Origin of the sequence: Gordonia sp. (in: high G+C Gram-positive bacteria) (assembly GCF_047602025.1) — a bacterium.
Classification (GTDB): Bacteria; Actinomycetota; Actinomycetes; order Mycobacteriales; family Mycobacteriaceae; genus Gordonia.
Map to the genome: position 1 here is coordinate 2,699,846 of NZ_JASGII010000001.1, position 20,456 is coordinate 2,720,301.

20 protein-coding genes are annotated in these 20,456 nt (G+C 69.5%); 9 read left to right on the forward strand and 11 right to left on the reverse strand.

Translation table 11 applies throughout. The features are described 5' to 3' along the window. Positions 1-87 precede the first annotated feature (87 nt). The 4 genes from QM728_RS13590 to QM728_RS13605 form a co-directional block, all read right to left on the reverse strand. Positions 88-576 carry a carboxymuconolactone decarboxylase family protein gene (locus tag QM728_RS13590; RefSeq protein ID WP_415032537.1) on the reverse strand — a complete coding sequence of 163 codons (489 nt, stop codon included), beginning with the start codon at positions 574-576 and terminating at the stop codon, positions 88-90. A 1-nt stretch (position 577) separates the two neighbouring features. After that, on the reverse strand, positions 578-1,672 hold the full coding sequence (locus tag QM728_RS13595; RefSeq protein WP_415032538.1) for a dihydrodipicolinate reductase: 1,095 nt from the start codon (positions 1,670-1,672) through the stop codon (positions 578-580). A 57-nt stretch (positions 1,673-1,729) separates the two neighbouring features. Next, the gene (locus QM728_RS13600) at positions 1,730-2,980 is read right to left on the reverse strand and encodes a lipase family protein (RefSeq protein WP_415032901.1); all 1,251 of its coding nucleotides are present in this window, start codon (positions 2,978-2,980) and stop codon (positions 1,730-1,732) included. 96 nt (positions 2,981-3,076) lie between these two features. Next, complete coding sequence (locus tag QM728_RS13605) at positions 3,077-3,634, reverse strand: helix-turn-helix domain-containing protein (protein WP_415032539.1); 558 nt, start codon at positions 3,632-3,634, stop codon at positions 3,077-3,079. 68 nt (positions 3,635-3,702) lie between these two features. Between QM728_RS13605 and QM728_RS13610 the strand changes: the two genes are divergently transcribed. The 5 genes from QM728_RS13610 (at position 3,703) to QM728_RS13630 (ending at position 8,601) form a co-directional block, all read left to right on the forward strand. After that, entirely contained in the window at positions 3,703-4,623 is a 921-nt protein-coding gene (locus QM728_RS13610) for an NAD(P)/FAD-dependent oxidoreductase (protein ID WP_415032540.1), read from the forward strand. Between the two features lie 104 nt (positions 4,624-4,727). Continuing rightward, complete coding sequence (locus tag QM728_RS13615; protein WP_415032541.1) at positions 4,728-6,170, forward strand: hypothetical protein; 1,443 nt, start codon at positions 4,728-4,730, stop codon at positions 6,168-6,170. After that, complete coding sequence (locus tag QM728_RS13620; RefSeq protein ID WP_415032542.1) at positions 6,167-6,397, forward strand: DUF167 domain-containing protein; 231 nt, start codon at positions 6,167-6,169, stop codon at positions 6,395-6,397. Before QM728_RS13615 ends, QM728_RS13620 begins: the two co-directional genes overlap by 4 nt. A 63-nt stretch (positions 6,398-6,460) precedes the next feature. Then, complete coding sequence (locus QM728_RS13625; protein WP_415032543.1) at positions 6,461-7,573, forward strand: LLM class flavin-dependent oxidoreductase; 1,113 nt, start codon at positions 6,461-6,463, stop codon at positions 7,571-7,573. Beyond that, a complete protein-coding gene (locus tag QM728_RS13630) occupies positions 7,570-8,601 on the forward strand; it encodes an ABC transporter substrate-binding protein (protein ID WP_415032544.1) in 1,032 nt (343 codons plus the stop codon). The genes QM728_RS13625 and QM728_RS13630 overlap by 4 nt, the downstream gene beginning before the upstream one ends. A 13-nt stretch (positions 8,602-8,614) precedes the next feature. Here QM728_RS13630 and QM728_RS13635 read toward each other — a convergent pair whose 3' ends face one another. Beyond that, positions 8,615-9,220 carry a DNA-3-methyladenine glycosylase I gene (locus QM728_RS13635; RefSeq protein ID WP_415032545.1) on the reverse strand — a complete coding sequence of 202 codons (606 nt, stop codon included), beginning with the start codon at positions 9,218-9,220 and terminating at the stop codon, positions 8,615-8,617. 88 nt (positions 9,221-9,308) lie between these two features. On the opposite strand from QM728_RS13635, the gene QM728_RS13640 reads away from it, so the two are divergent. The 3 genes from QM728_RS13640 to QM728_RS13650 are packed head-to-tail and all read left to right on the forward strand — an operon-like array spanning position 9,309 to position 12,378. Continuing rightward, a complete protein-coding gene (locus QM728_RS13640; RefSeq protein ID WP_415032546.1) occupies positions 9,309-9,938 on the forward strand; it encodes a TetR/AcrR family transcriptional regulator in 630 nt (209 codons plus the stop codon). A gap of 38 nt (positions 9,939-9,976) precedes the next feature. Beyond that, positions 9,977-11,221, forward strand: coding sequence for an oxygenase MpaB family protein (locus tag QM728_RS13645; RefSeq protein WP_415032547.1), 1,245 nt, complete (start codon positions 9,977-9,979; stop codon positions 11,219-11,221). After that, positions 11,218-12,378, forward strand: a complete 1,161-nt coding sequence (locus QM728_RS13650) for a DUF5995 family protein (RefSeq protein ID WP_415032548.1) — start codon at positions 11,218-11,220, stop codon at positions 12,376-12,378. The genes QM728_RS13645 and QM728_RS13650 overlap by 4 nt, the downstream gene beginning before the upstream one ends. Positions 12,379-12,384: 6 nt before the next feature. On the opposite strand, the gene QM728_RS13655 is transcribed toward QM728_RS13650, so the two are convergent. Together QM728_RS13655 and QM728_RS13660 are read right to left on the reverse strand one after the other, a co-directional pair. Continuing rightward, the gene (locus tag QM728_RS13655; RefSeq protein ID WP_415032549.1) at positions 12,385-13,089 is read right to left on the reverse strand and encodes a TIGR03943 family putative permease subunit; all 705 of its coding nucleotides are present in this window, start codon (positions 13,087-13,089) and stop codon (positions 12,385-12,387) included. Then, a complete protein-coding gene (locus tag QM728_RS13660) occupies positions 13,089-14,048 on the reverse strand; it encodes a permease (protein WP_415032550.1) in 960 nt (319 codons plus the stop codon). Before QM728_RS13660 ends, QM728_RS13655 begins: the two co-directional genes overlap by 1 nt. Positions 14,049-14,122: 74 nt before the next feature. Here QM728_RS13660 and QM728_RS13665 point away from each other — a divergent pair, with 74 nt between their 5' ends. Beyond that, positions 14,123-15,277, forward strand: a complete 1,155-nt coding sequence (locus QM728_RS13665) for a GTP-binding protein (RefSeq protein WP_415032551.1) — start codon at positions 14,123-14,125, stop codon at positions 15,275-15,277. 5 nt (positions 15,278-15,282) lie between these two features. Here the strand turns inward: QM728_RS13665 and QM728_RS13670 are convergent, their stop codons facing one another. From QM728_RS13670 to QM728_RS13685, 4 genes are read right to left on the reverse strand one after another with little or no spacing between them, the layout of a single operon-like run. Continuing rightward, on the reverse strand, positions 15,283-16,932 hold the full coding sequence (locus QM728_RS13670; RefSeq protein WP_415032552.1) for an ABC transporter family substrate-binding protein: 1,650 nt from the start codon (positions 16,930-16,932) through the stop codon (positions 15,283-15,285). Beyond that, positions 16,929-18,596, reverse strand: coding sequence for an ABC transporter ATP-binding protein (locus QM728_RS13675; protein WP_415032553.1), 1,668 nt, complete (start codon positions 18,594-18,596; stop codon positions 16,929-16,931). Before QM728_RS13675 ends, QM728_RS13670 begins: the two co-directional genes overlap by 4 nt. Continuing rightward, positions 18,593-19,459, reverse strand: a complete 867-nt coding sequence (locus QM728_RS13680) for an ABC transporter permease (RefSeq protein ID WP_415032902.1) — start codon at positions 19,457-19,459, stop codon at positions 18,593-18,595. The genes QM728_RS13675 and QM728_RS13680 overlap by 4 nt, the downstream gene beginning before the upstream one ends. A gap of 8 nt (positions 19,460-19,467) precedes the next feature. After that, the gene (locus tag QM728_RS13685) at positions 19,468-20,454 is read right to left on the reverse strand and encodes an ABC transporter permease (RefSeq protein WP_415032554.1); all 987 of its coding nucleotides are present in this window, start codon (positions 20,452-20,454) and stop codon (positions 19,468-19,470) included. Positions 20,455-20,456 lie beyond the last annotated feature (2 nt).

Genomic DNA, 20,456 nt, shown 5'->3' on the forward strand with positions numbered 1-20,456 from the left:
TCGTTCAGCCGGCGAGATCGGCCACAACCCCACATCGTTTCGACAGTCCCGCATGGATCGATGCAGCACTGAGGTAACCGTGCTGGATCAGTTCGTCAGGTGGCTGGGCAGCACGCACACCGAGTCGAGACCGAGGACGCGGTTGAGCCGACCGAAGGCGAGCCAGGAGCCCAGGCACATCGACAGTTCGACGATCTCCCGGTCCGTGTAGTGGGCGCGCATCCGCTTCCAGAACTCATCGTCGATGCCGTGGTGATCGGTGGCGTAGCGCTCGGCGTACTCGGCGGCGAGTTTGGCCCGGTCGTCGAGGGCGCCGCTGGTGCGCCAGTTCGCGACCTCGTCGTCGAAGCCCTCCTCCACCTTCACGCCGTCGCGCTCGGTGCGCCAGTCCTGGCAGAAGAGGCAGCCGTTGATCTGGGCGATGCGCAGCCGAGCGGCCTCGAACTCGCGCAGGCCCAGCGTGCTGTGCTCGTAGACGCTGGTGGCGGCTCCGGCGGCGGCCGGGCCGATACCGGGGACCATCTCGCCCCACACGTACATGATCGGGTCTTTGCCCTCAGGGATGTCCAGAAACATGTCAGCTCCTCGCCGGCTGGGATGCGCGCAGGTAGGCGCTCGGGGTCAGGGGGACGTCGAGTCCGTCGTACAGGCCCGGCTCGGCGGCCCGCAACCACGGGATGGCGTTGACCAGCCTGTTGGCGGCGGTGGCATTGCCGCCGGCGGAGCGGTTGCCGCCCTCGTCGGTCGCCTCGACGTTGATCTCGATGCGCGGTCGGCCCTCGACGATGACGCGGTGCGCGCCGTCCCCGCCGTCGGGCGGCTGCGGCCAGTCCGGCGCCGCGGCGGCGGTGATCCGGGTGACGTGCTCGATGACGATCTTGGGCTCGCCGTCGACGATGCCCTGGACCTCGAAGCGCAGCGCGCCCTGGGTGCCGGCGGCGAACTCGCCGAGCGCGGTGGTCACGGTCTCCGCGAGCGGCATACGCGTCGACGTCTCGCGGACGTCCTCGAGTTCGACGCCGAGGGCCCGCGCGATCAGCCGAACCTGACCGCCCCACACCATCGACGGGACCCCGGGCACGATCATCGGCGGGTCGTAGTCCATCGGTTGACCCATGCCGACGATGTAGCGGACCGAGTCCTCGGCGTCGTAGGTCGAGTAGTCGAAGATCTCCTGGCAGCGGATCTGCTCGATCTCCGAGCCCAGGCCGCTGACCAGCGCCGGCAGCAGGTCGTTGCCCCATCCGGGGTCGATGCCGCTGGCGAATAGCGCCGACGACCCGGCCCGGCATGCTGCTTCGACGGGATCGCGCAGCTCCGGCGGCGTACCGCGGTGGTCGTAGAGGGCGTAGACCGACGGGCTGACGACGACGGCTCCTGCCGCGAGGGCCCTGCGGATGTCGACGAGGGCCTCGTCGGGTCGCAGCTCGCCGTTGACGGCGTAGACCACGGCACCGGCGCCACCCAGACCCGTCAGGGCGGCCTCGACGTCGGTGGTCGCGACGACGCCCAGGTCTCGACCGGCATCGGCGAGGTCACCGGCGTCGCGGCCGGCCTTGTCCGGATTCGACACGATGACGGCGACGAGGTCGAGCTCCGGGTGTGCCGCGACGGACCTGATGGCGGCACGGCCGACGTTGCCGGTGCCCCAGACCGCCGTTGCGATGCCCATATCCGGAGGGTAGGCGCCGCGGACGGCGGCGTCCGCCGATCCGGCGGTTCGGCCGACTCAGCAGGTGCTGGGCGCGGGCCGACCGTCGAAGCGGTCCTGCAGATACTGGAACGCCGGCAGCAACCCGATGACGGCCGCGCTCATGTGGTCCGGCGACGGCGTCAGCAGCGACTGGACCCGCGCGCCGGCTCGGCAGTAGCGGCGGTTGGTCGCGTCGATCGACATCACGGGGATGAGCACGTCGGTGGGGCTGTGCCACTCGAAGACGGGAGTCTTCGGGATGCCGCGATAGAGCGCGAGACTGTTCTCCTCGACCTTGCTGCGCGCAGTCCGGTCGTTGAAGATCTGACGACCCCCGATCGCGACCTGCCGCGCACTGTGTCCGGCGCCCACGCGCAAGATGTCGTTGGTGCAGGCGTTGCGCAGCTGCCGGAACATCTGGTGGCCCAGCGGCGATAGGTAGCGGCGCATCGGGATCGCCTGGGGGTATTCGCGAGCCATTCCGATCGCGGCGGCGAACGCGAGGCCGAACGCCGGATGGGGGTTGGCGTAGCCGAGGCCCTCGGCCATCTTGACCAGGTTCATCGGCACCCCGCCATAGGCCGCACCGGCCAGTTTGAGGTCCTTGGCATAGGTGGGCTGCAGCGCCGCGGCCCACGCGGTCGCCATGCCGCCACCGGAGTAGCCCGCCATGCCGACTCGACTGTTGCGCGCCGCGGCCGGCCGGAAGCTCTTCACCGCCCGGATGCCGTCCAGCGTGATCTGGCCACCGAGTTTGGCGGCCCCGTAGGCACTGCGCGGACCGAGGTGGTCGGGGATCGCGACGGTCCAGCCGCGTTGCAGCGCCGCGTTGAGGCCGGGCGCCTCCCGAATGGTGAGGTTCGGGTCGCTGGTCCACAGCGCCTGCGACGGGGCGCACTGCAGTCCGGTCGCGTTCACCACGTGCTGGAAGGAGAACAGCGGACCGTTCGGCACGCGCCGGTTCGGAACCAGCACGGTGGTGACCGCGGCGATCGGGGCGCCCTGGGAATCAGTGCTCCGGAACTTGACCTGGAAAGTGCGCACGTCGAAGAAGCCGGGCGGATTGGCGCGGGCGCGCGTGGCGAGGATGTCACCGTTGCGCTTGCCGTCGAGGTTGCCCGGCTTCGCGTAGAAACGATCGTGCAGCGGGGTCGGCAACGCGGCCGGATCGGGTTTGAACTCGCCGGGCCGCGGCGCTGCTTCGGCAGCCGCGGCGGCGAGCAGGGAAGTCGCGAGCAGCGTGGCGGCGAACCCGGTTGCCGCCCGGCGCGAACCTGTCATCGTCATCATGCGGCCAGCGTGGCCGAGCAATGTTTCGGTCCGTTGAACCAGACGTGACCATCCGCTTTCAGCTCTGGGGTGCAAACCTGCGCGAGTGGGCGCTCACTCCCCCGTGCGCATGTGGATGCGGTCGCCCGCGTCGTTGAAGATGCTCAGCACCTCGGCGGGTCGCGAACCGTGCGCGCCCAGGGCGTGGGGCACCCGGGTGTCGAACTCGGCCGCCTCCCCGCGCGACAGCACCAGGTCCTGGTCGCCCAGTCGCAGCCGGAGCTTGCCGGAGAGCACGTAGACCCACTCGTAGCCGTCGTGCACGCGCAACTCGGGCAGCTCGCCGCGGGTCGGCAGGTAGTGGATCTTGTACGTCTTCATCGGCGACCCCTCGGGCACGAGCGGGTGGATGATCATCCCCTCCCGCCGGATCGGCTCACGCCGGACGCGCGGGTCCGCGACGGTCGGCGACACCAGGTCGTCGAGGCCGATGCCGAGTTGCCGCGTCAACGGGAGCAACAGGTCCAGGCTTGGCTGCCGCTTGCCCGACTCGAGCCGCGACAACGTGCTGGGCGACATCCCCGCGCGGGCCGCCAGATCGTCGAGCGTCCACCCGCGACCGTTGCGCAGCGCCCGCAGTCGCGCGCCGACCTGCTTCACTTCGTCGCCCACCGACCGACCTCCTTGCCAATTCCGCAAGAATACTTGCAGAACTGCCGAAGCGGGAGTCTCCTGGTCACATGAGTGAGACCTGGGATGCCATCGTCGTCGGCGGCAGCGCCGCCGGATTGTCTGCCGCGCTGTTGCTGGGCCGAGCCCTGCGACGCGTTCTCGTAGTCGACGCCGGTGAGCCCCGCAACCGGATCGCGCCGCACATGCACGGCGTCCTCGGGTGGGAAGGCGAGGCACCCGCCGACCTGCTGCGCCGCGGTCGCGCCGACGTCAGCCACTACGCCGTGACCGTCTGCGACGGTCGGGCGACGGCGGTCGAGGCCGACGACGACACCGTGACCGTGACCCTCGACGACGGCTCGACCGTCGTGGGCCGGGCACTGGTCGCCGCCACCGGGCTCACCGACCAGATGCCGGACATCCCCGGCTTCGCGCAGCGGTGGGGGTCGTCGATCCTGCACTGCCCGTACTGCCACGGCTGGGAGGTGCGCGGCCAGCGCCTCGGCGTCCTCGGCCTGTCGCCGATGGCCGGCCTCCAGACGCAATTGATCCGCCAATGGAGCGACGACCTCACGCTGTTCACCAACGACATCGTCGCCGTCGACGACGATCTGCGCCGTCGCCTCTCCTCCCGCGGAGTGAAGATCGTCGACGCCCCCGTCCTCGAACTGCTCGGCGAGGGCACGACGCTGACCGGCGTGCGCACCGAGGCCGGTGTCGTGGAGCTCGACGCCGTGTTCGCCGGTGCCCCGATCAAACCCAACGACGACTTCCTCGCCCCGCTGAACCTGGACCGCGCCGACAACCCGATGGGCAGTTTCATCACGGTCGACGAATTCGGGCGGACCAGCCACCCGCTCGTGTACGCCGTCGGCAACGTCATCAACCCGGCACTCACCGTCCCCATGGCGATCGGATCGGCCGCGATGACCGGCGGGATGGTGAACATGGACCTGATCGGAAGGGAATTCGACGCCGCGAGCGCGTAACTCCCGATTCCCCGAGCCACCCGACGGCCACGGTCATACACTTCCTGCATCACTGTGTAGTCGGATCGTCGCGTCATACCGCGGCGCGCCAAAGGGAGTTCGCGATGCGGGGTCGGGTACCGCGCGCCGGTCGTCGTCGGCTGGCCGGCGTCGCCGTGGCGCTCTGTCTGGCAATCACACTCGCGTTCGCCGGCGAACAGGGCGCCCCGCAGGCCGCGGCCGCACCGCAGTCCGACCAGCAGCGCTCCCAACAGGTGCCGCGCAACCTGAGCCCGACGGCGAAGAAGGAGTGCGTCGGCTCGCGATTCGCACCGCTGGGCGCCGTCGTCGAGGCGGTCTTCGATTCGCTGCTGCCGACGCTCGGGCCGCAGATCCGGCGCGATGCGCCCAGCATCAAGAAGCGGATGCGCGCCGACATGCGCAAGGTGCGGATCTCGTCGCTGTGGGTGTCCAACCACCCCTACGACATGGACGCCGACGACGCCGACCCGATCATGCGGTATCGCGATCCGATCTCGCAGTACATCGTCACCCAGCTGGTCAACGTTCGCCGCGGCCAGACGGCGCACTCGATCTCACTGGACAAACTGAGCCTGGCCCAGGCCGTCGAGACCGCGTTCCTGTACCTCTACGTCACCGTGCTCGTCCCGGCCACGATCTTCCGACGGACGGTGCCGCGCCTGCTCGACTTCGGTCCGCTCAGCCTGGGCATGTTCCTGTCGATCCCGATCATGCTCGGCGTCGTCGGGGTCACCCAGTTGTACAAGGCCATGAGCGTCAACCTGACCCTCGCCTGCGTCGCGTCGGTGACCAAGGAGGAGAAGGACAGCGCCGGCAAGTTCGAGAAGGACCTGCGCTTCGCGTGGGCGGTGCCCGACGTCGTGCGCGACATCGCGGGTCAGGTGTCGGTCGCCGATGTCGAGACCTGCCGCCACATCGGAACCCTGCCGCTCAAGCGGATCGTGGCGCGCACGTCGGAGTTCCTTGTGGCCACCAACCCGGCGATGGCTCCGCAGATCAAGGGGGTCACGCAGAACCTCAACGTCTATATGAAGCACACGCGGATCCACCACAACCTGATCCCCACCGATCCCGCGGACTTCACGCTCGGCGAATGGATCCTGTCCCAGATCTCGTACATGATCCCGGTGGTCGGCGGCGCGCCGATCGAGGCGATCATCGGCCTGAACCACAACCACCTCGAGGGCCTCGACTTTCGCGAGACGGTCCCGCTGTCGGAGCTGACGGTGTCGCACTCGCTGACCGCGGCGTACTACGCGTACGGCATCGCCGCGCACATCGTCGAAGCCGTCTGGTTCCTCGGCGGACAGGATTCAGCCGCGGGCATCCTCGGCGACCTGCTCGCCACCGACGTCTCGCCGACGCTGCTGCCGCGCACCGTCGGGATCCTCACCGCGCCGAACTTCTACGGGCTGGTGGTGTTCCACAACGTGCTGCGCTCGATGTGCCTCGACGAGGACCGCACCGGTCCGAACCGCAGCAATAAGAACTACAAGCGCAAGCGCCAGGGCATCGTGCAGTGGTGACCGATCAGACGGTGACCGTGACGGTGAAGCCGAACAGCCGCAAGGGTCCGCTCGTCGAGGTCGGCGACGACGGCCAGCTGACCGTGTACGTGCGCGAGCCCGCCACCGAGGGCAAGGCCACCAAGGCCGTCGGCCGGCTCCTCGCCGAGCATTTCGGCGTCCCCAAGAGCCGTGTCGAGCTGGCGAGCGGAGCGACGAGTCGGATCAAGCGGTTCCGGATCGGATGAGCACTTAAACCCGGCCTGAATCGGACCCTGTCCCCACTCGAATACCTTCCCTACCGTCGCGGTATGAGCAACAGCACCGTGACCACCGCCCCATTCGCCTGGGCTCCCGACCTCGCCCGCCCTCGCTTCGGCGTCTGGGCGCCCGTCTGGGGCCCCTTCGCCGCCCAGAACTACCCCGACGACCCCTTCGACGCGAGCTGGGATTTGAACCGCCGCTTCGTGCTCGAAGTCGAGCGCCTCGGCTATGACTCGACGCTCGTCGCCCAGCACAACCTGAATCCCAACGGTCACGAGCTCCCGGAACTCGAGGCCTGGTCGACCGCGGCGGCACTGGCAGCGATCACCAGTCGGATCGAGATCATCGCGGCAATCAAGCCCTACCTGTTCAACCCGGTATTCCTCGCGAAGATCGCGGCACAGATCGCTGAGATCGCCGACGGCCGGTTCGCCATCAACCTGGTGAACGCCTGGTACAAACCCGAGTTGGAGAAAGCCGGTCTAACGTTCGCCGACCACGACGACCGCTATGCCTACGGTGATGAGTGGCTCTCGATCGTCGACCGCTTGATCGGCGGCGAGCATGTCAGCCACCGCGGTGAGAACTTCACCATCGACGACTACGTGATCCGCCCGGCCGACCCGGCCGTCAAGCCGAAGATCTATCTCGGCGGCGAATCAGAACCCGCCCGCGATCTCGCCGCCAAGCGGGCTGATGCGTGGTTCATCAACGGCCAGCCCGTCGAGGTCGTCCGCGACCTCATCAAGTCGGTGGCCGATCGGCCCCGCACCGGTGATCCGATCGACTTCGGGCTGTCCGCCTTCGTCATCGCCCGGGAGACCGAGGAGGAGGCGAACGAGGAGCTCGAGCTGTTCTGGCGGTTGGCCAACGAGGATGCCGAGACGCTCGCCGGCGTCTTCGCCAACGCCGACCCGAAGGCGGTCATGTTCGAGACCTTCAAGAAGTTCCCGCACATCGGCACCAACGGCGGCACGGCCGCGGGCCTGGTCGGCACCTATGACCAAATCGCCGAGCGCATCGTCGAGTTCTACGACCTCGGGATCGAACTCTTCATGTTGCAGTTCCAGCCGGTGGAGCGCGAGGCGCGACGATTCGCCGAGCAGATCTTCCCGCGCGTGTCCGCGCTCCTCGAGCGCCGCACGAAGGTCGCATCGTGAGCGCACGCGGGCCGGTCTGGTTCACGCGCTGCCCCGTTCCCACCGCGTTCAGCATCGCGGTGGCAACGGGAGGCTTGCCGCAGCGGCTGGCCGACCTCGGCGTCGACTTCCAGTCCCTGGCCACCAGTCGGGATGCGAGCACTCGCACCGCACACTTCACGCAGGCCCAGCCCCGGTCCACGCGGCACGGTGGGAACATCCCGCCCATTGTCGCGACGTCGCGAGGCGCCCGCCTCGCGATCGTGGGGCTCTCCGTGGCCCCGTCGCGCGCAGCATTGCTGACGCTTCCGTCGTCGGGCATCGCGTCGCCGCAAGACCTGCGCGGCAAGACCATCGGCGTGCCCAAACGCGTCAACGACCCAGTTGACTTCTGGCGGGCGTCGGTTCTGCAGGGCGCGCAGCGGGCGGTGCAGGCGGCGGGCCTGGGCCCCGACGACGTCACGTTCCGCGACATCATCGTCGACCGCACCTTCGTGGCCGAGTCCACCCGGGCCACCGGGTCCACGTCGACACTGTGGGATGCCGGCTTCATGCTCGGCTTCCAGCGCGCCGAGATCGAGGCGCTTTTCCGTGGCGAGGTCGACGCGATCTTCTCCGAGGGGTCCAACCGGGTCGTCACGCAGGCCATCACCGGCGCCGTACCGGTCGTCGAAGTGGGCGAGTCGTCACACACTGATCCCGCGCTGTCGTCGAATCTGCGTCCGCTCACCCTGACGGTCTCGCGCGACCTTCTCGAGGATGACCCCGACGTCGTCGCGGCCATCGTCGAGGAGACGTCTGCGGCCGCGCGATGGGCCGGCGACAACGCGGCCGGATCCGCGCGGATCCTGGCCGCCGAGGCCGGCATCCCCGAAGAACTGGTCATCCCGTCCTTCTCGCCCACGCTGACCAGCGAGCTGGACATCGATCTGACTCCGGCGCGATTGAACCTGCTCGACAGCCAGATCCGTTTCCTGCACGACAACGGCTTCCTCGACGGACCGGTCGACGTCGCCGATCTCGTCGAACCGACCGCGCTGACGGTTTAGCGCGCCTCCCGGGTCAACGCGGCGGCGTGAAGTCGCGGCGCGCCCGTTCGACCTTCTCGCGCGTGACGCAGCCGTACTGGTGGTCGTTGATCAACCCCATCGACTGGATGAACGCGAACGCGGTGGTGGGCCCGACGAACCGCCACCCGCGCTTCTTCAGGTCCTTCGACAACGCGTGGGAGGTCGCCGACGTCGTCTTGGTCTGCGGGACGCCGACCTCGCCGGGCGGCGGTTCGAATCGCCAGATGTAGGCCGCCAGCGACCCCTCGTCGGCGGCCAACTCGACGGCCCGCCGCGCGTTGTTGATGGCGGCCTCGATCTTGCCGCGGTGCCGCACGATCCCCGGGTCGCCGAGCAGCCGCTCGACATCGCCCTCGTCGAACTCGGCGACGCGGTGGAAGTCGAAGTCCGCGAAGGCCTTGCGGAAGTTGTCCCGCTTGTTCAGGATCGTCCGCCAGCTCAGCCCCGACTGGAAGCCCTCGAGGCACACCTTCTCGAACAGGCGGACGTCGTCGCCGACCGGGAATCCCCACTCGGCGTCGTGGTAGGCCAACAGTTCGGGGGCCCCGCCGGCCCATGCGCAGCGCGGATCACCGTCGGGGGCGACAAACGGTTCCATATGACCGATTTTATGACTCGACTCCGACACTCGCGCGGCATCGAAAGCAACAAGTCCCCGCTGCGTCGACCGGTAGCCTGGGGCGACCATGGCCGACAAGACGACCGCGCGACGACGCCGGGGCCGCCCACCGGGCCCACCCGTCGATCCCGCGCAGCGCCGCGAGGAGCTGCTCGACGCCGCCGAGGCCGTGCTGCGCGAACAGGGGCCCGACGCCGGGCTGGCCGACGTCGCCGCAGCCGCCGGGCTGACCAGGTCCGCCGTCTATGCCTCCTTCGCCGATCGCAACGCGGTCCTGAGCGCGCTGGCCACCCGGCACGCCGCCCGGTTGGTCGGCCGACTCGTCGACATCGTCGGCGGCATCAGCGACCCCGCCGAGCAGACCCGCGCGTCCATCGACATCCTCGCGGCCTGGTTCGAGGACGAGCCCGAACTCTCCCAGGCCCTCGCCGGACACCTGCTGCCGACGACCCCGGCGGCCGGCGGAATGGTCGTCGACACGATCGCGGCCATCCTCGCCGAGGGCTTCCGTTCCCGGGGCAGCGACGACGCACCGGCGCAGACCTGGGCGCGCGCACTCATCGGCGCCGTGTCGTCGACGATCGGCTGGTGGTCGACGACCCGGACGATCAGCCGCGACGAGGTCGTCGACCACCTGTTCCTGCTGGTCTGGTCGGGTTTCTCCGGGATCGACGACGAGGACTCCCCGGACGCCTGATCCTTGACCTGACGGACCATAAAAGACACACTGTCTTTATGACGAAACACGTGCCGTCGACGATTGCCGCGGCCATCACCGGATCCCAGAACTGGGACGACGTCCGCGAGCGCTACCCCGAGCACGTCGACGCCATGGCCGACGGCCTGCAGGCGGGCGACGAGCTCGCGGACGCGGTCATCGCCGAGCTGTTCGCCGGCAAGGCCAAGCACACGTGGCACGACATCGTCTCCGCGCTCGACGACCCGACGCTCGTCGACCCCGTGCTGCTCAAGAACGCACCGAGGTTCCGCGCCTTCCTCGAGCGCGCCAGCACGCCACCGCCGTGGTTCGACCCGGCCCTGGCCCGGGCCGGCGCCGACGCCTGGTGGCGCTTCGGACTGCTGCAGTCGAGCACGCTCTACCAGTCGCTGATCTACGGCTACCAGGCCCGCGGCTTCACCCGCCCGCTCGCCGCGACCGGGCGCCTCACCGAGGGCACCTGGGATCGCGTGCAGGCGACGGCCCGGTGGGTCACCCTCGCGACCGCGCCGGGGTTGATGGACGTCGGGGCCGGCGGCTGGGTGGAGACGCTGCGCATCCGGCTGGTCCACGCGATGGTCCGCCACCACCTGCACGCGCAGGACGATTGGGACGATGACGCCTGGGGCGTCCCGATCAACCAGACCTACTCGCAACTGACCATCACCGCCGGCTTCCTGGCCCTGCCGCTCAACATCGCCAAGGACTTCGGCATCCGCTACTCGCGCGCCGACCTCGAGGCGATCACCCACATGTGGCGCTGGGTCGGCTGGGTGATGGGCGTCGAAGACCACCTGCTGCCCATCAGCTACGACGACGCGATGCGCACCTGGCGGATCTCGCAGGAGTTCCAGCTCCGCCCCAACGACGAGGCGAAAGCGTTGGTGCGCGCCCTGCTCGACGACGGGTTCCGGCCGACCACCGGGCTGCCCGGCCCGCTCAACGACGCCGTCCACGCGGTCGCCCGCCCGTTCCTGCGACCGGTGTTCGCCGCGGTGTCCACGCGCTGGGTCGACGACGAGGTCGCCGCCGCGATGGGTCTGCGGCCCAATCCGCTGCACCACCTCGTCGATCTGGCCCGGCCCGTCGTGCGCTCGCGCGAGCTGGCCCGCGCCCTCGGCCTCCTCGGCTCCGAGCGCAAGGTCGCCCGGCGCGAACTGCGCCTGGCCACCGGACGACTCGGCATCGACCTGTCCGACCCGAAGATCGTCGGCGCCCGGTACCGCGCCGCCGACCAGAACCGGATGGACCCGGTCGCATGAGCGCCTCATTCACCCTCAGGCGCGTGCTCGACTGTCCGCCGGAGGTCGCGTGGCGCCTGGTCACCGACCCCGACCAGATGAATCGCTGGTCCACCGCCCGCATCGACCTCGCCGAACCGGGCCCCGGCGACCGTCCCGACACCGCGGGCGCCCTGCGCGTCGTCACGCTCCCCGACGGCAAGCGCAAGCTGCGCGAGGTTGTCGAGTTCGCACAGATGCCCCGCGAGTTCCGCTACCGCGTGTACGACGGCGGGCCGCTGCTGATCAGCCATCGCGGCGTGCAGACCTTCACCCCCGTCGACGGGAACCGCACCGAGCTGACCTGGCACGTCTCCATGCGGTTGGTGGCCGCCCCGCTCGCCACCGTGCTGTGTCGCGTCATCCGCAAGCAGGTCGGCGATTCCCTCGACCTGCTGGCCGGCCTCGCCGCCGGCGCCTCCTTCGACGATCCCCTGCCCACGACGAGCCCCGTCGGCACCTCGTCGACTGCGCCCACCTTCGACGGCCTGCTCGCCGACGCCCACGAGTCACTCGCCGCCCAGCGGGCCCTCGCCGACGAACTCGCGGCCGACGACGATCCGAAGCAGTGGTTCGCCCGCGTCTACCAGTACGTCACCGAGGAGATGATCGCCGCGGCGCAGGACCCGTCGGCACTGGGCCTGGAGCACCCCGACTGGGTACTGGCCCTGATCCCGACGTTCCACGACTACTACGAGCGGAACCTCACCGCGTACCGGACCGGCGGCGACGTCGAACCGGCGTGGGCGACCGCGTGGTCGACGGCCGAGTCGAGCGACCCGAAGCGGCCGCACCTGCCGGTGATGAAGGGGTTGCTCTACGGGGTGTCGGCGCACATCGATGCCGATCTGCCGCGCGCACTCGTCGAGGTGCAGCAGGAGCACTTCCCCGGACACGATCTGCGCGAGTTCCGCCCCGACTACCTGCGACTGGCGCCGGTGTTCACCGCCGCGTCGGATCGGCTGCTCGCCGACCTGCCGCGCAGCCACAAGCCCTGGTGGACACCGGTGGCGTCCAAGATCCACCCGCAATTCCGCGACTCGATGCTCGGCCGCGTCGGCTACGACGTCGGCCGCCACCGGGTGAAGACGTTCGCCAAGGCCGTCGCGGCGCTCCAGGACTCACCGGCCGCCGCCTGAACGCGGTCAGTAGCCGTACGGGTTCTTCGGCGCGGGGACCTCGTCGGCGCTCGTCACGTCGAAGAGCGGGACGTTCTTGCGCGCGACGGTCGTACTGCCGTCGACGACCGTGCCGACCATCCGCCACCACGTCTTGGGCTGCTCGGTCAGCAGCTCCTGCGCCTTCGGCCCGCTCAGCTCGATGCGGTAGGTGCGCGCGTCCGCGGCGCAGCAGATGATGACCACCTGGGCGAGCTCCGGGCGACCGTCGCGCGGCTGCAGGAAACCCTGCAGGGTGATGGGCCGGCCGCTCAACCCGCCACCGCCGGGACTGATCGCGCGCTGGACGACGTCGAAGATGCCCACCGTCGGCGCCGGGCCCGCGGGAAGCGGAGGCAACTCGCCGGAGTCGGCCGCCGAGACGTTGGCCGTCGTGCCGGAGCGGGCCGGGGCGAGTGCCGGCGGAGCGAGGAACAGGACCACCAGGACCGGGACGGTGAGCAACCACAGCACCCGGGAGCGCCCGTGCGCGTGGTCGTGCGGCGGCGGGCCGCCCCGACTGACGTCGGCGCCGATGGCGAACACGGCCAGGACGATCAGCACCGCCGATGACACGAGCAGGTAGGGCCACATACCGGGTTTGACGTAGCGCTCGTAACTCCCGTCGAGGACCACCTTGGCGACGGTGATCCCGAGGCAGAGCAGCACGAGGTTCTGCGCTTCGCGGCCCATCAGCGCCACCCGAGGATCAGCGCGCCGACACCGGTCCCGACACCGATGGCGACGAGGAACGTAGCCGTCGAGAAACGGGCGGCGAAGCGGGAGCCGAAGGCGCCGGCCTGCATGGCGATCAACTTGAGGTCGACGGCCGGGCCGACGACGAGGAACACCAGGCGCGGCACGAGCGGCAACATGGACAGGCTCGCAGCGACGAAGGCGTCGGCCTCCGAGCACACCGCGAGGACCACGGCGAGCAGCGCCATCAACACGATCCCGATGAGCATCTGACCGGCGACCTTCTCGAACATCCAGTCCGGCACCACCACGTGCAGCGTCGCGACGGCCACCGCACCCAGCGCGAGGTAGGCGGCCGACTCGAGGAAGTCGTGGCGCACCGCCTCGGCGAACTCCGGCCAGCTGCCCCGCTCGTCGTCCGCGGACCGCGCGGCGCGGCGCGCGATGAGCGACGGGTCGCCGTAGCGCGCCCACAGCCCGCCCATGGCGATGGCAGTGAGCAGGGACGCGGCGAAGCGGGCGGCGACCATCTTCGGCTCGCCCGGGAACGCGACGGCGGTCGAGACGAGCACCACCGGGTTGATCGCCGGCGCGGAGAGCAGGAAGGCGAGTGCGGCCGCTTGCGGGACACCGCGGTCCATCAGTCGCGCCGACACCGGCACCGACGCACATTCGCAGCCGGGCAGCAGGGCGCCCGCCAGGCCGCCGACGCCGATCGCCGCGCCGGTCTTCTTCGGCAGGAGCCGGGCCACCATCGCCGGGGTCACCCACGTAGCGATGGCCCCGCTGACCAGGGTGCCGAGGACGAGGAACGGAACGGCCTGCAGGAAGACGCCGGAGAAGATCGTGGCTGCCGTCGCGAGCGTCTCGTCGCCGTTGAGCCGGGAGTTGAACGGCACGGCGACGAGCACACCCACGACCAGCAGGCCGACGAAGGCAAGGGTCCCGCGGTTCACCCGCCAAGTATGTCAGCCGCCCCGGTCGAGCGGCCCGACTGGGAATCCTTATTGATAATGGTTATCATTAGTAGATGGCAGCCCCCAGTGATACCCGCATCCCCGTCACGGTCCTGTCCGGCTTTCTCGGCGCCGGCAAGACCACCGTCCTCAACCACCTCCTCGCGAACCGCGGCGGTCTGCGCGTCGCGGTGATCGTCAACGACATGAGCGAGGTCAACATCGACGCCCAGCTCGTCGACGGCGACTTCGGCGACGCCCGGCTCGACCGCACCGAGGAGAAGCTCGTCGAGCTGACCAACGGCTGCATCTGCTGCACCCTGCGCGAGGACCTCGTCGAATCGGTCGCCCGCCTGGCCGCGGAGGGCCGCTTCGACTACGTCGTCATCGAGTCCACGGGCATCTCCGAACCGATGCCCGTCGCGGCGACGTTCGACTGGGAGTTTGAGGACGGCTTCTCGCTGTCGTCGGTCACCCGCCTGGACACGATGGTCACCGTCGTCGACTCCTCGACCTTCCTCGCCGAACTCACCCGGGGTGAGAACCTCGCCGACCGCGACCTGGAGGCGGCTCCCGGCGACGAGCGCAGCATCTCCGACCTGCTCGTCGACCAGGTCGAATTCGCCGACGTCATCCTGCTGTCGAAGACCGACCTGGTGTCCGAGGCCGTCGCGGGCGCCACCGAGGCGACGATCAGCCGGCTCAACCCGCACGCCAAGCTGATCCGCACGATCAAGGGCGACATCGACCTCGACGAGGTGCTCGGCACCGGCCTGTTCGACGTCAACGCCGCCCGACAGCTCGAGGGCTGGGCCGAGGAGATCGCGGGCGGTCACACGCCGGAGACCGAGGAGTACGGCATCAGCAGCGTCGTCTTCCGCTCCGACCGCCCCTTCCACCCCGCGCGGCTGGCGCAGGCGCTCGACGGTCTGCAGGGCATCATCCGGAGCAAGGGCTTCTGCTGGGTCGCCACGCGCCCGGAGACGGCGGCCATCTGGTCGCAGGCCGGCCCGAACCTGTTCATCGAGGCCGCCGGGCCGTGGGCGAACACCGACGAGAAGCCCGGTCAGGAACTCGTGTTCATCGGGGTGCGCCTGGACCGCAGCCAGCCGCAGCGCGTGTTGTCGGCGGCCCTGCTGACCGACGACGAGATGGCGCTCGGGCCGCAGGGGTGGACCGAGTTCCCCGATCCGCTGCCGCAGTGGGCGGCGCCGCACGTGCACGCCTAAAGGCGCTACTTCTCCCAGCCGATGTCTTCGACGGGCCCGATGAAGAACATCCCGGCGCCGTAGTTCGCCAGCTTCTTCTTCACGGCGACCATTGTCGGCCCGTTGAACAAAGGCAGGTTGGAGTACTGCTTAAAGGCCCTCGCCTCGGCCTCGTTGCCTGCCTTGATCTGCTGGGTCGGGTCGGGGATCTGTTGGACCCGTTTGATCTCCGCGTCAAGCTCGGGAGATCCCGCGCCCGCCCGGTTCAGCTGCGAGTTCGAGCACCAGATCTGGCACAGATAGGCCAGCCCGAACGGGTCCGACGAGCTGAACCCCATCTGGAACACGTCGAACTCCTTGCCGACGATCACCTTGGAGAAGTCGGAAGTGGGCCGCACCGCGATGGCCAGGTCGATCCCCACCTGGCGCAGCATCGCCTGCATCGCCCGCGCGAGGTTCGCGGTCGTCGAGTCGTCGCCGAGGATGGGCATCGACAGCGTCAACCGCCGGCCATCCTGGTGCCGGATGCCTCCGCTGTCGGACCGCCAGCCGGCCTCGTCGAGGAGGCGGCGCGAGCGTTCCTGGTCATAGGTGACCGTCGACCCGACGTTGTCGCGGTAACCGGGTTGGAAGGGATAGAGCAGGAAGGAGCCGGGCAAGTCCTCGGTGTAGCCGAGGCCGGTGAAACGAATACGGGCGAGCGTCTGCCGGTCGATGCCGCGCAGCAGCGCCTCGCGCACGCGAATGTCACGCAGCACCGGGGTGTCGAGGTTGACCACGAGCAGTGCGTTGGCCGGTGTCGCCGACGCGCGGACATCGATGCCGGTCATCGTCACCACCTGGGCTCGGTTGTCCTTGCTGCTCACCCCGGTGGCATCCAACTCCCCGTTGCGGAAGGCGTTGATCGCCGCCTGCGGCTCCATCTGCCGGAAGACGCGACGCTCGAGCTTGCCCGGCTTGCCCCACCACTTGGGATTGCGGCGGAATACGACAGTGCCGGCGTTCCGGTCATAGGACTCGACCGTGTACGGACCGGCTCCGAGGTCGGCGCGCGGGTTCTGCATGTACGAACGGTTGAAGTCGTCGGCAGTGACGATCTTCGGGTGCTGCAGCAGGTTGAACAACCCGTCCGGCCAGGCCCACACGCCGCGGAAGGTGACGACGGCCTGCTTGTCGTCGACGCCGCGAGTCACCGTTTCAATCTGGTCGTAGCCGTCGGTGCTGCTGGCCGCATAGGTGGGATCGGCGCCACTGTTGACTCGCCACGTGTTCTCGAAGGACCGCCAGTCGATCGGTGTCCCGTCGTTGTAGGTCGCGCGGGGATTGATCGTGTACGTCACGACCGTCTTTCCGCCGACGACGGCCTTGTGGACATCGGTGAGGTAGTCACGGTTGAACGAGTACTCGCCGTCGGCCGAGAAGTAGGCCAACACCGGGTTGTACCAGCGCCACAACGACAACGTGTACGCCGTGCCGTCGGCGTGGAAGCTATTCCACTGCGGGGTGACCTCGGTCAGAGCCGTCGTCAGCGAGCCTCCGTCGCGGACCTGGTCGCGCGGCTTGGCGTTGAGTTGCGCCTTGCCCGGTTCGAAGGAACTGTCCGCCGACAGGTCCACGCCGCAGCCGGCGATGGCCGTCGCCGCCGCGAGGACCACGGCCGCCAATCGCAGTCTCATGCCTCGACCTCGATCCGGGCGCGGCGGGGATCGAGCGGCGGCACCGCCGCGATCAGCTCGCGCGTGTAGGGGTGTTGCGGGTGGGTGAAGACGTCGGCGACGGTCCCCTGCTCGACGAACTCGCCGGCCTTCATCACCGCGACGCGGTGCGCGATCTTGCGGACCACCGCCAGATCGTGGGCGACGATGACGTAGGCGACGCCGGTCTCCTCCTGGAGCCGGATCAGCAGATCGAGGACGTCGGCCTGGATGGAGACGTCGAGCGCCGACAGCGGCTCGTCGAGCGCGATGACCGCCGGCTCGGTCGCCAGCGCGCGGGCGATCGCGAGGCGTTGGCGCTGGCCGCCGGAGAAGGCGCGCGGGAAGCGGTCGCCGTGGTCGGCGTCGAGGCCGACCTGGGCCAGCAGCTCGGCGACGCGGGCGTGGGCCTCGTCGGCGGACTGGCCGGCGACGCGCAGCGGCTCGGCGACGACATCGCGCGCGGTCATCCGCGGGTTCAGCGCTCCCGCCGGGTCCTGGAAGACCATCGAGATCTGCTGGCGCAGCGCACGCTGTTCCCGACCGCGCAGCGTCGCCGGATCGCGACCGGCGAGCCGGACGACGCCCGGCGGCTGACCGAAGCCCATGATCTCGTGCAGCGTCGTCGACTTGCCGCTGCCGGACTCGCCGACGATCGCGAGCGTCTGGCCGGCGTCGAGGTCGAAGGAGACGCCCTTGACCGCCCGCACCTCCCCGGTGCGCCGACGCAGGAACCGCGACGTCACCGCGAACGTCTTGGTGAGGTCGTCAACGGACAGGACCGCATCTTGGCGGTCGAGTGCCGACCGAGCCTGCGAGGTCGGTGTATCGAGACCCTGCGCCTCCGTCCGCATCGGGCCGTCGATCCGCGGCACGGCGTCGAGGAGGCGGATCGTGTACGGGTCGCGCGGGTGGTCGAAGAGCTCGTTCACGGGGGCGCGCTCGACGGCGTCGCCGCTGTTCATGACGATCACGTCGTCGGCGACGCGCGCGACGACGCCGAAGTCGTGGGTGATGAGGACCAGCCCGGCGTCGGTCTCCCGCTGCAGCGTGGTGAGCAGGCGCAAGACCTGTTCGGCGACGGTGACGTCGAGGGCCGTGGTCGGCTCGTCGGCGATGATCAGGTCGGGCTCGTTGGCGATGGCCATGGCGATCATGACGCGCTGGCGCTGGCCGCCGGAGAGTTGGTGCGGGTACGACTGGGCGCGCGTGGCGGGGTCGGGGATCCCAACGGCGTCGAGCAGCTCGATGGCGCGCGCCTTGGCGGCCGCGGCGGGAATCGAGCGGTGCACCTGGAGCGCCTCGACGATCTGGTCGCCGACGGTGAACACCGGTGTCAGCGACGACAGCGGGTCCTGGAAGATCATGGCGATCTCGTTGCCGCGGATGTCGGACAGCTCGCCGTCGTCGAGTCCGATCAACTCGCGGCCCCGCAGCTTCGCTGATCCGCTGACGAGCGCCGAGTCGGGCAACAGGCCCATGACGGCGAGTGCCGACGCCGACTTCCCCGACCCGGACTCACCGACGATCGCGAGCGTCCGGCCGCGCTCGACGGTGAAGTCGAGGCCGCGGACGGCGTCGACGCGACCGGCCTCGGACCCGAAGGCGACGCGCAGGTCCGTGACCCGCAACAGTGGCTCGCTCATGCCACGCCCCCCTTGTCGACGTCGACCGGTTCGGCGATCGTCGGGTTGGCGGCGTTGGGGTCGAGGGCGTCGCGCAGGCCGTCGGCCATGAGGGTCATCGAGACGGTCAGCAGTGCGAGGACGCCGGCCGGGAAGTAGAACAGCCACGGCGAGGCGACGATGGTGCCGACGCCCGACTGCAGCAGCGAGCCGAGCGAGACGTCGGGGATCTTGACGCCCAGCCCCAGGAAGGACAGGCCGGTCTCGGTGAGGACCGTGCCGACGACGCCGAGCGCGAAGTTGATGACGAGCAGCGACGACAGGTTGGGGATGATGTGGCGCGCGATGATCCGCCACGGCCGCTCTCCCATGTACCGCGCGGCGATGACGAACTCGCGCTCGCGCAGCGAGACCGCCATCGAGTGCACGACGCGGGCGAGCATCATCCAGCCGAACACGATCAGCGCCGCGATGATCCAGCGCCAGTCGCCACCGGTCGCGTTGGCGGTCATCGCGAGGATCAGGAAGCTCGGCACCACGAGCAGCAGGTAGATGACGCCGAGCGTCGCCTTCTCCACCCAGCCGCCGAAGAACGCGGCCAGCGAGCCGGCGACCGCGGCGATCAGCGTCGTGCCCACGGAAACGGCGAGGGCGATGATCAACGAGCGCTGCAGGCCGTGCACAACCTGCGCGTAGAGGTCGTTGCCGGCGTCGTTGGTGCCGAACCAGTGCCCACGGCTCGGCGGGAAGCCGATCGAGAGGAAGTCGGTGTCGGTGTAGCTGTAGCGGGTGAACAGGCCGCCGAACACCGCGAAGGCGACCAGCGCCACGAACAGCCACAGGCCGACCAGTGCGGGCTTCTGCCGCGCGAACCGCTGCCACATCAGGGATTTCACCGGCTGCTCCTCACGCGCGGATCGAGCAGGACGACGGCGACGTCGGCGAGGATCGCGCCGATCGCGGTGGCGAGGGCGCCGAAGGCCGCGACGGCGACGGCTCCGTGGATGTCGTTGGAGTTGATCGACGTGACGAAGTAGCGGCCCATCCCCTCCCAGCCGAAGATCGTCTCGGTGATGACGGCTCCGGTGAAGATGCCCGGGATGGCGAACGCCACGCCGACCGCGACCGGGATGATCGCCGTCCGCAGCGCGTGCTTGCGCACCGCCTGACCGCGCGTGAGGCCCTTGGCCCGCGCGGTGCGCACGTAGTCGGCGTCGATGGTGTCGAGCAGCAGCGACCGCTGCAGGAAGTGCAGGCCGGCGTACTGCGCGAGGACGAGGGTGATCGTCGGGAGGATCAGGTGTTTCAGGCGGTCGAGGACCGTCGGGAAGAAGCCTTCGACGTCGACGCTGCGCGCACCGGACACCAGGACCACCGAATGGCCGGTCTTCTGGTTGACGGTGATGCCGATGAGGACGACCGCCAGCCCGATGACCGCCACCGGAAGGTTGATGAAGAAGATCGAGACGCCCTGCAGCACGCGGTCGGAGACCTGGTACTTGCGCATCGCGGTGTAGACGCCGAGGCCGACGCCGAGGAGCGTCGCGAGGACGGTCGCGCCGAAGACGAGCTGCGCGGAGACGCCGGCGCGGTAGGCGATCTGACCGTTGACGCTGACGCCGGTCGGGCTCGAGCCCCAGTTCCAGTGCAGCAGGATGTCGGTCAGCCACTTCCACCAGCGCTCGAGGATCGGCGTCTTGTCGTTGAGGTTGTAGGTGCTGAGTTGGGCGTCGACCTGCGCCGGCGGGAGGGGCGGCTTGCGCGCCGCGTAGTTCGACCGCGGGTCCAGGAATCTGGTCGCGATGAAGTACGTGAGGTTGACCGCGACGAAGACGAGCACCGACCACGTGGCGGTGCGTCGCGCGACGTACCCGATCAAGT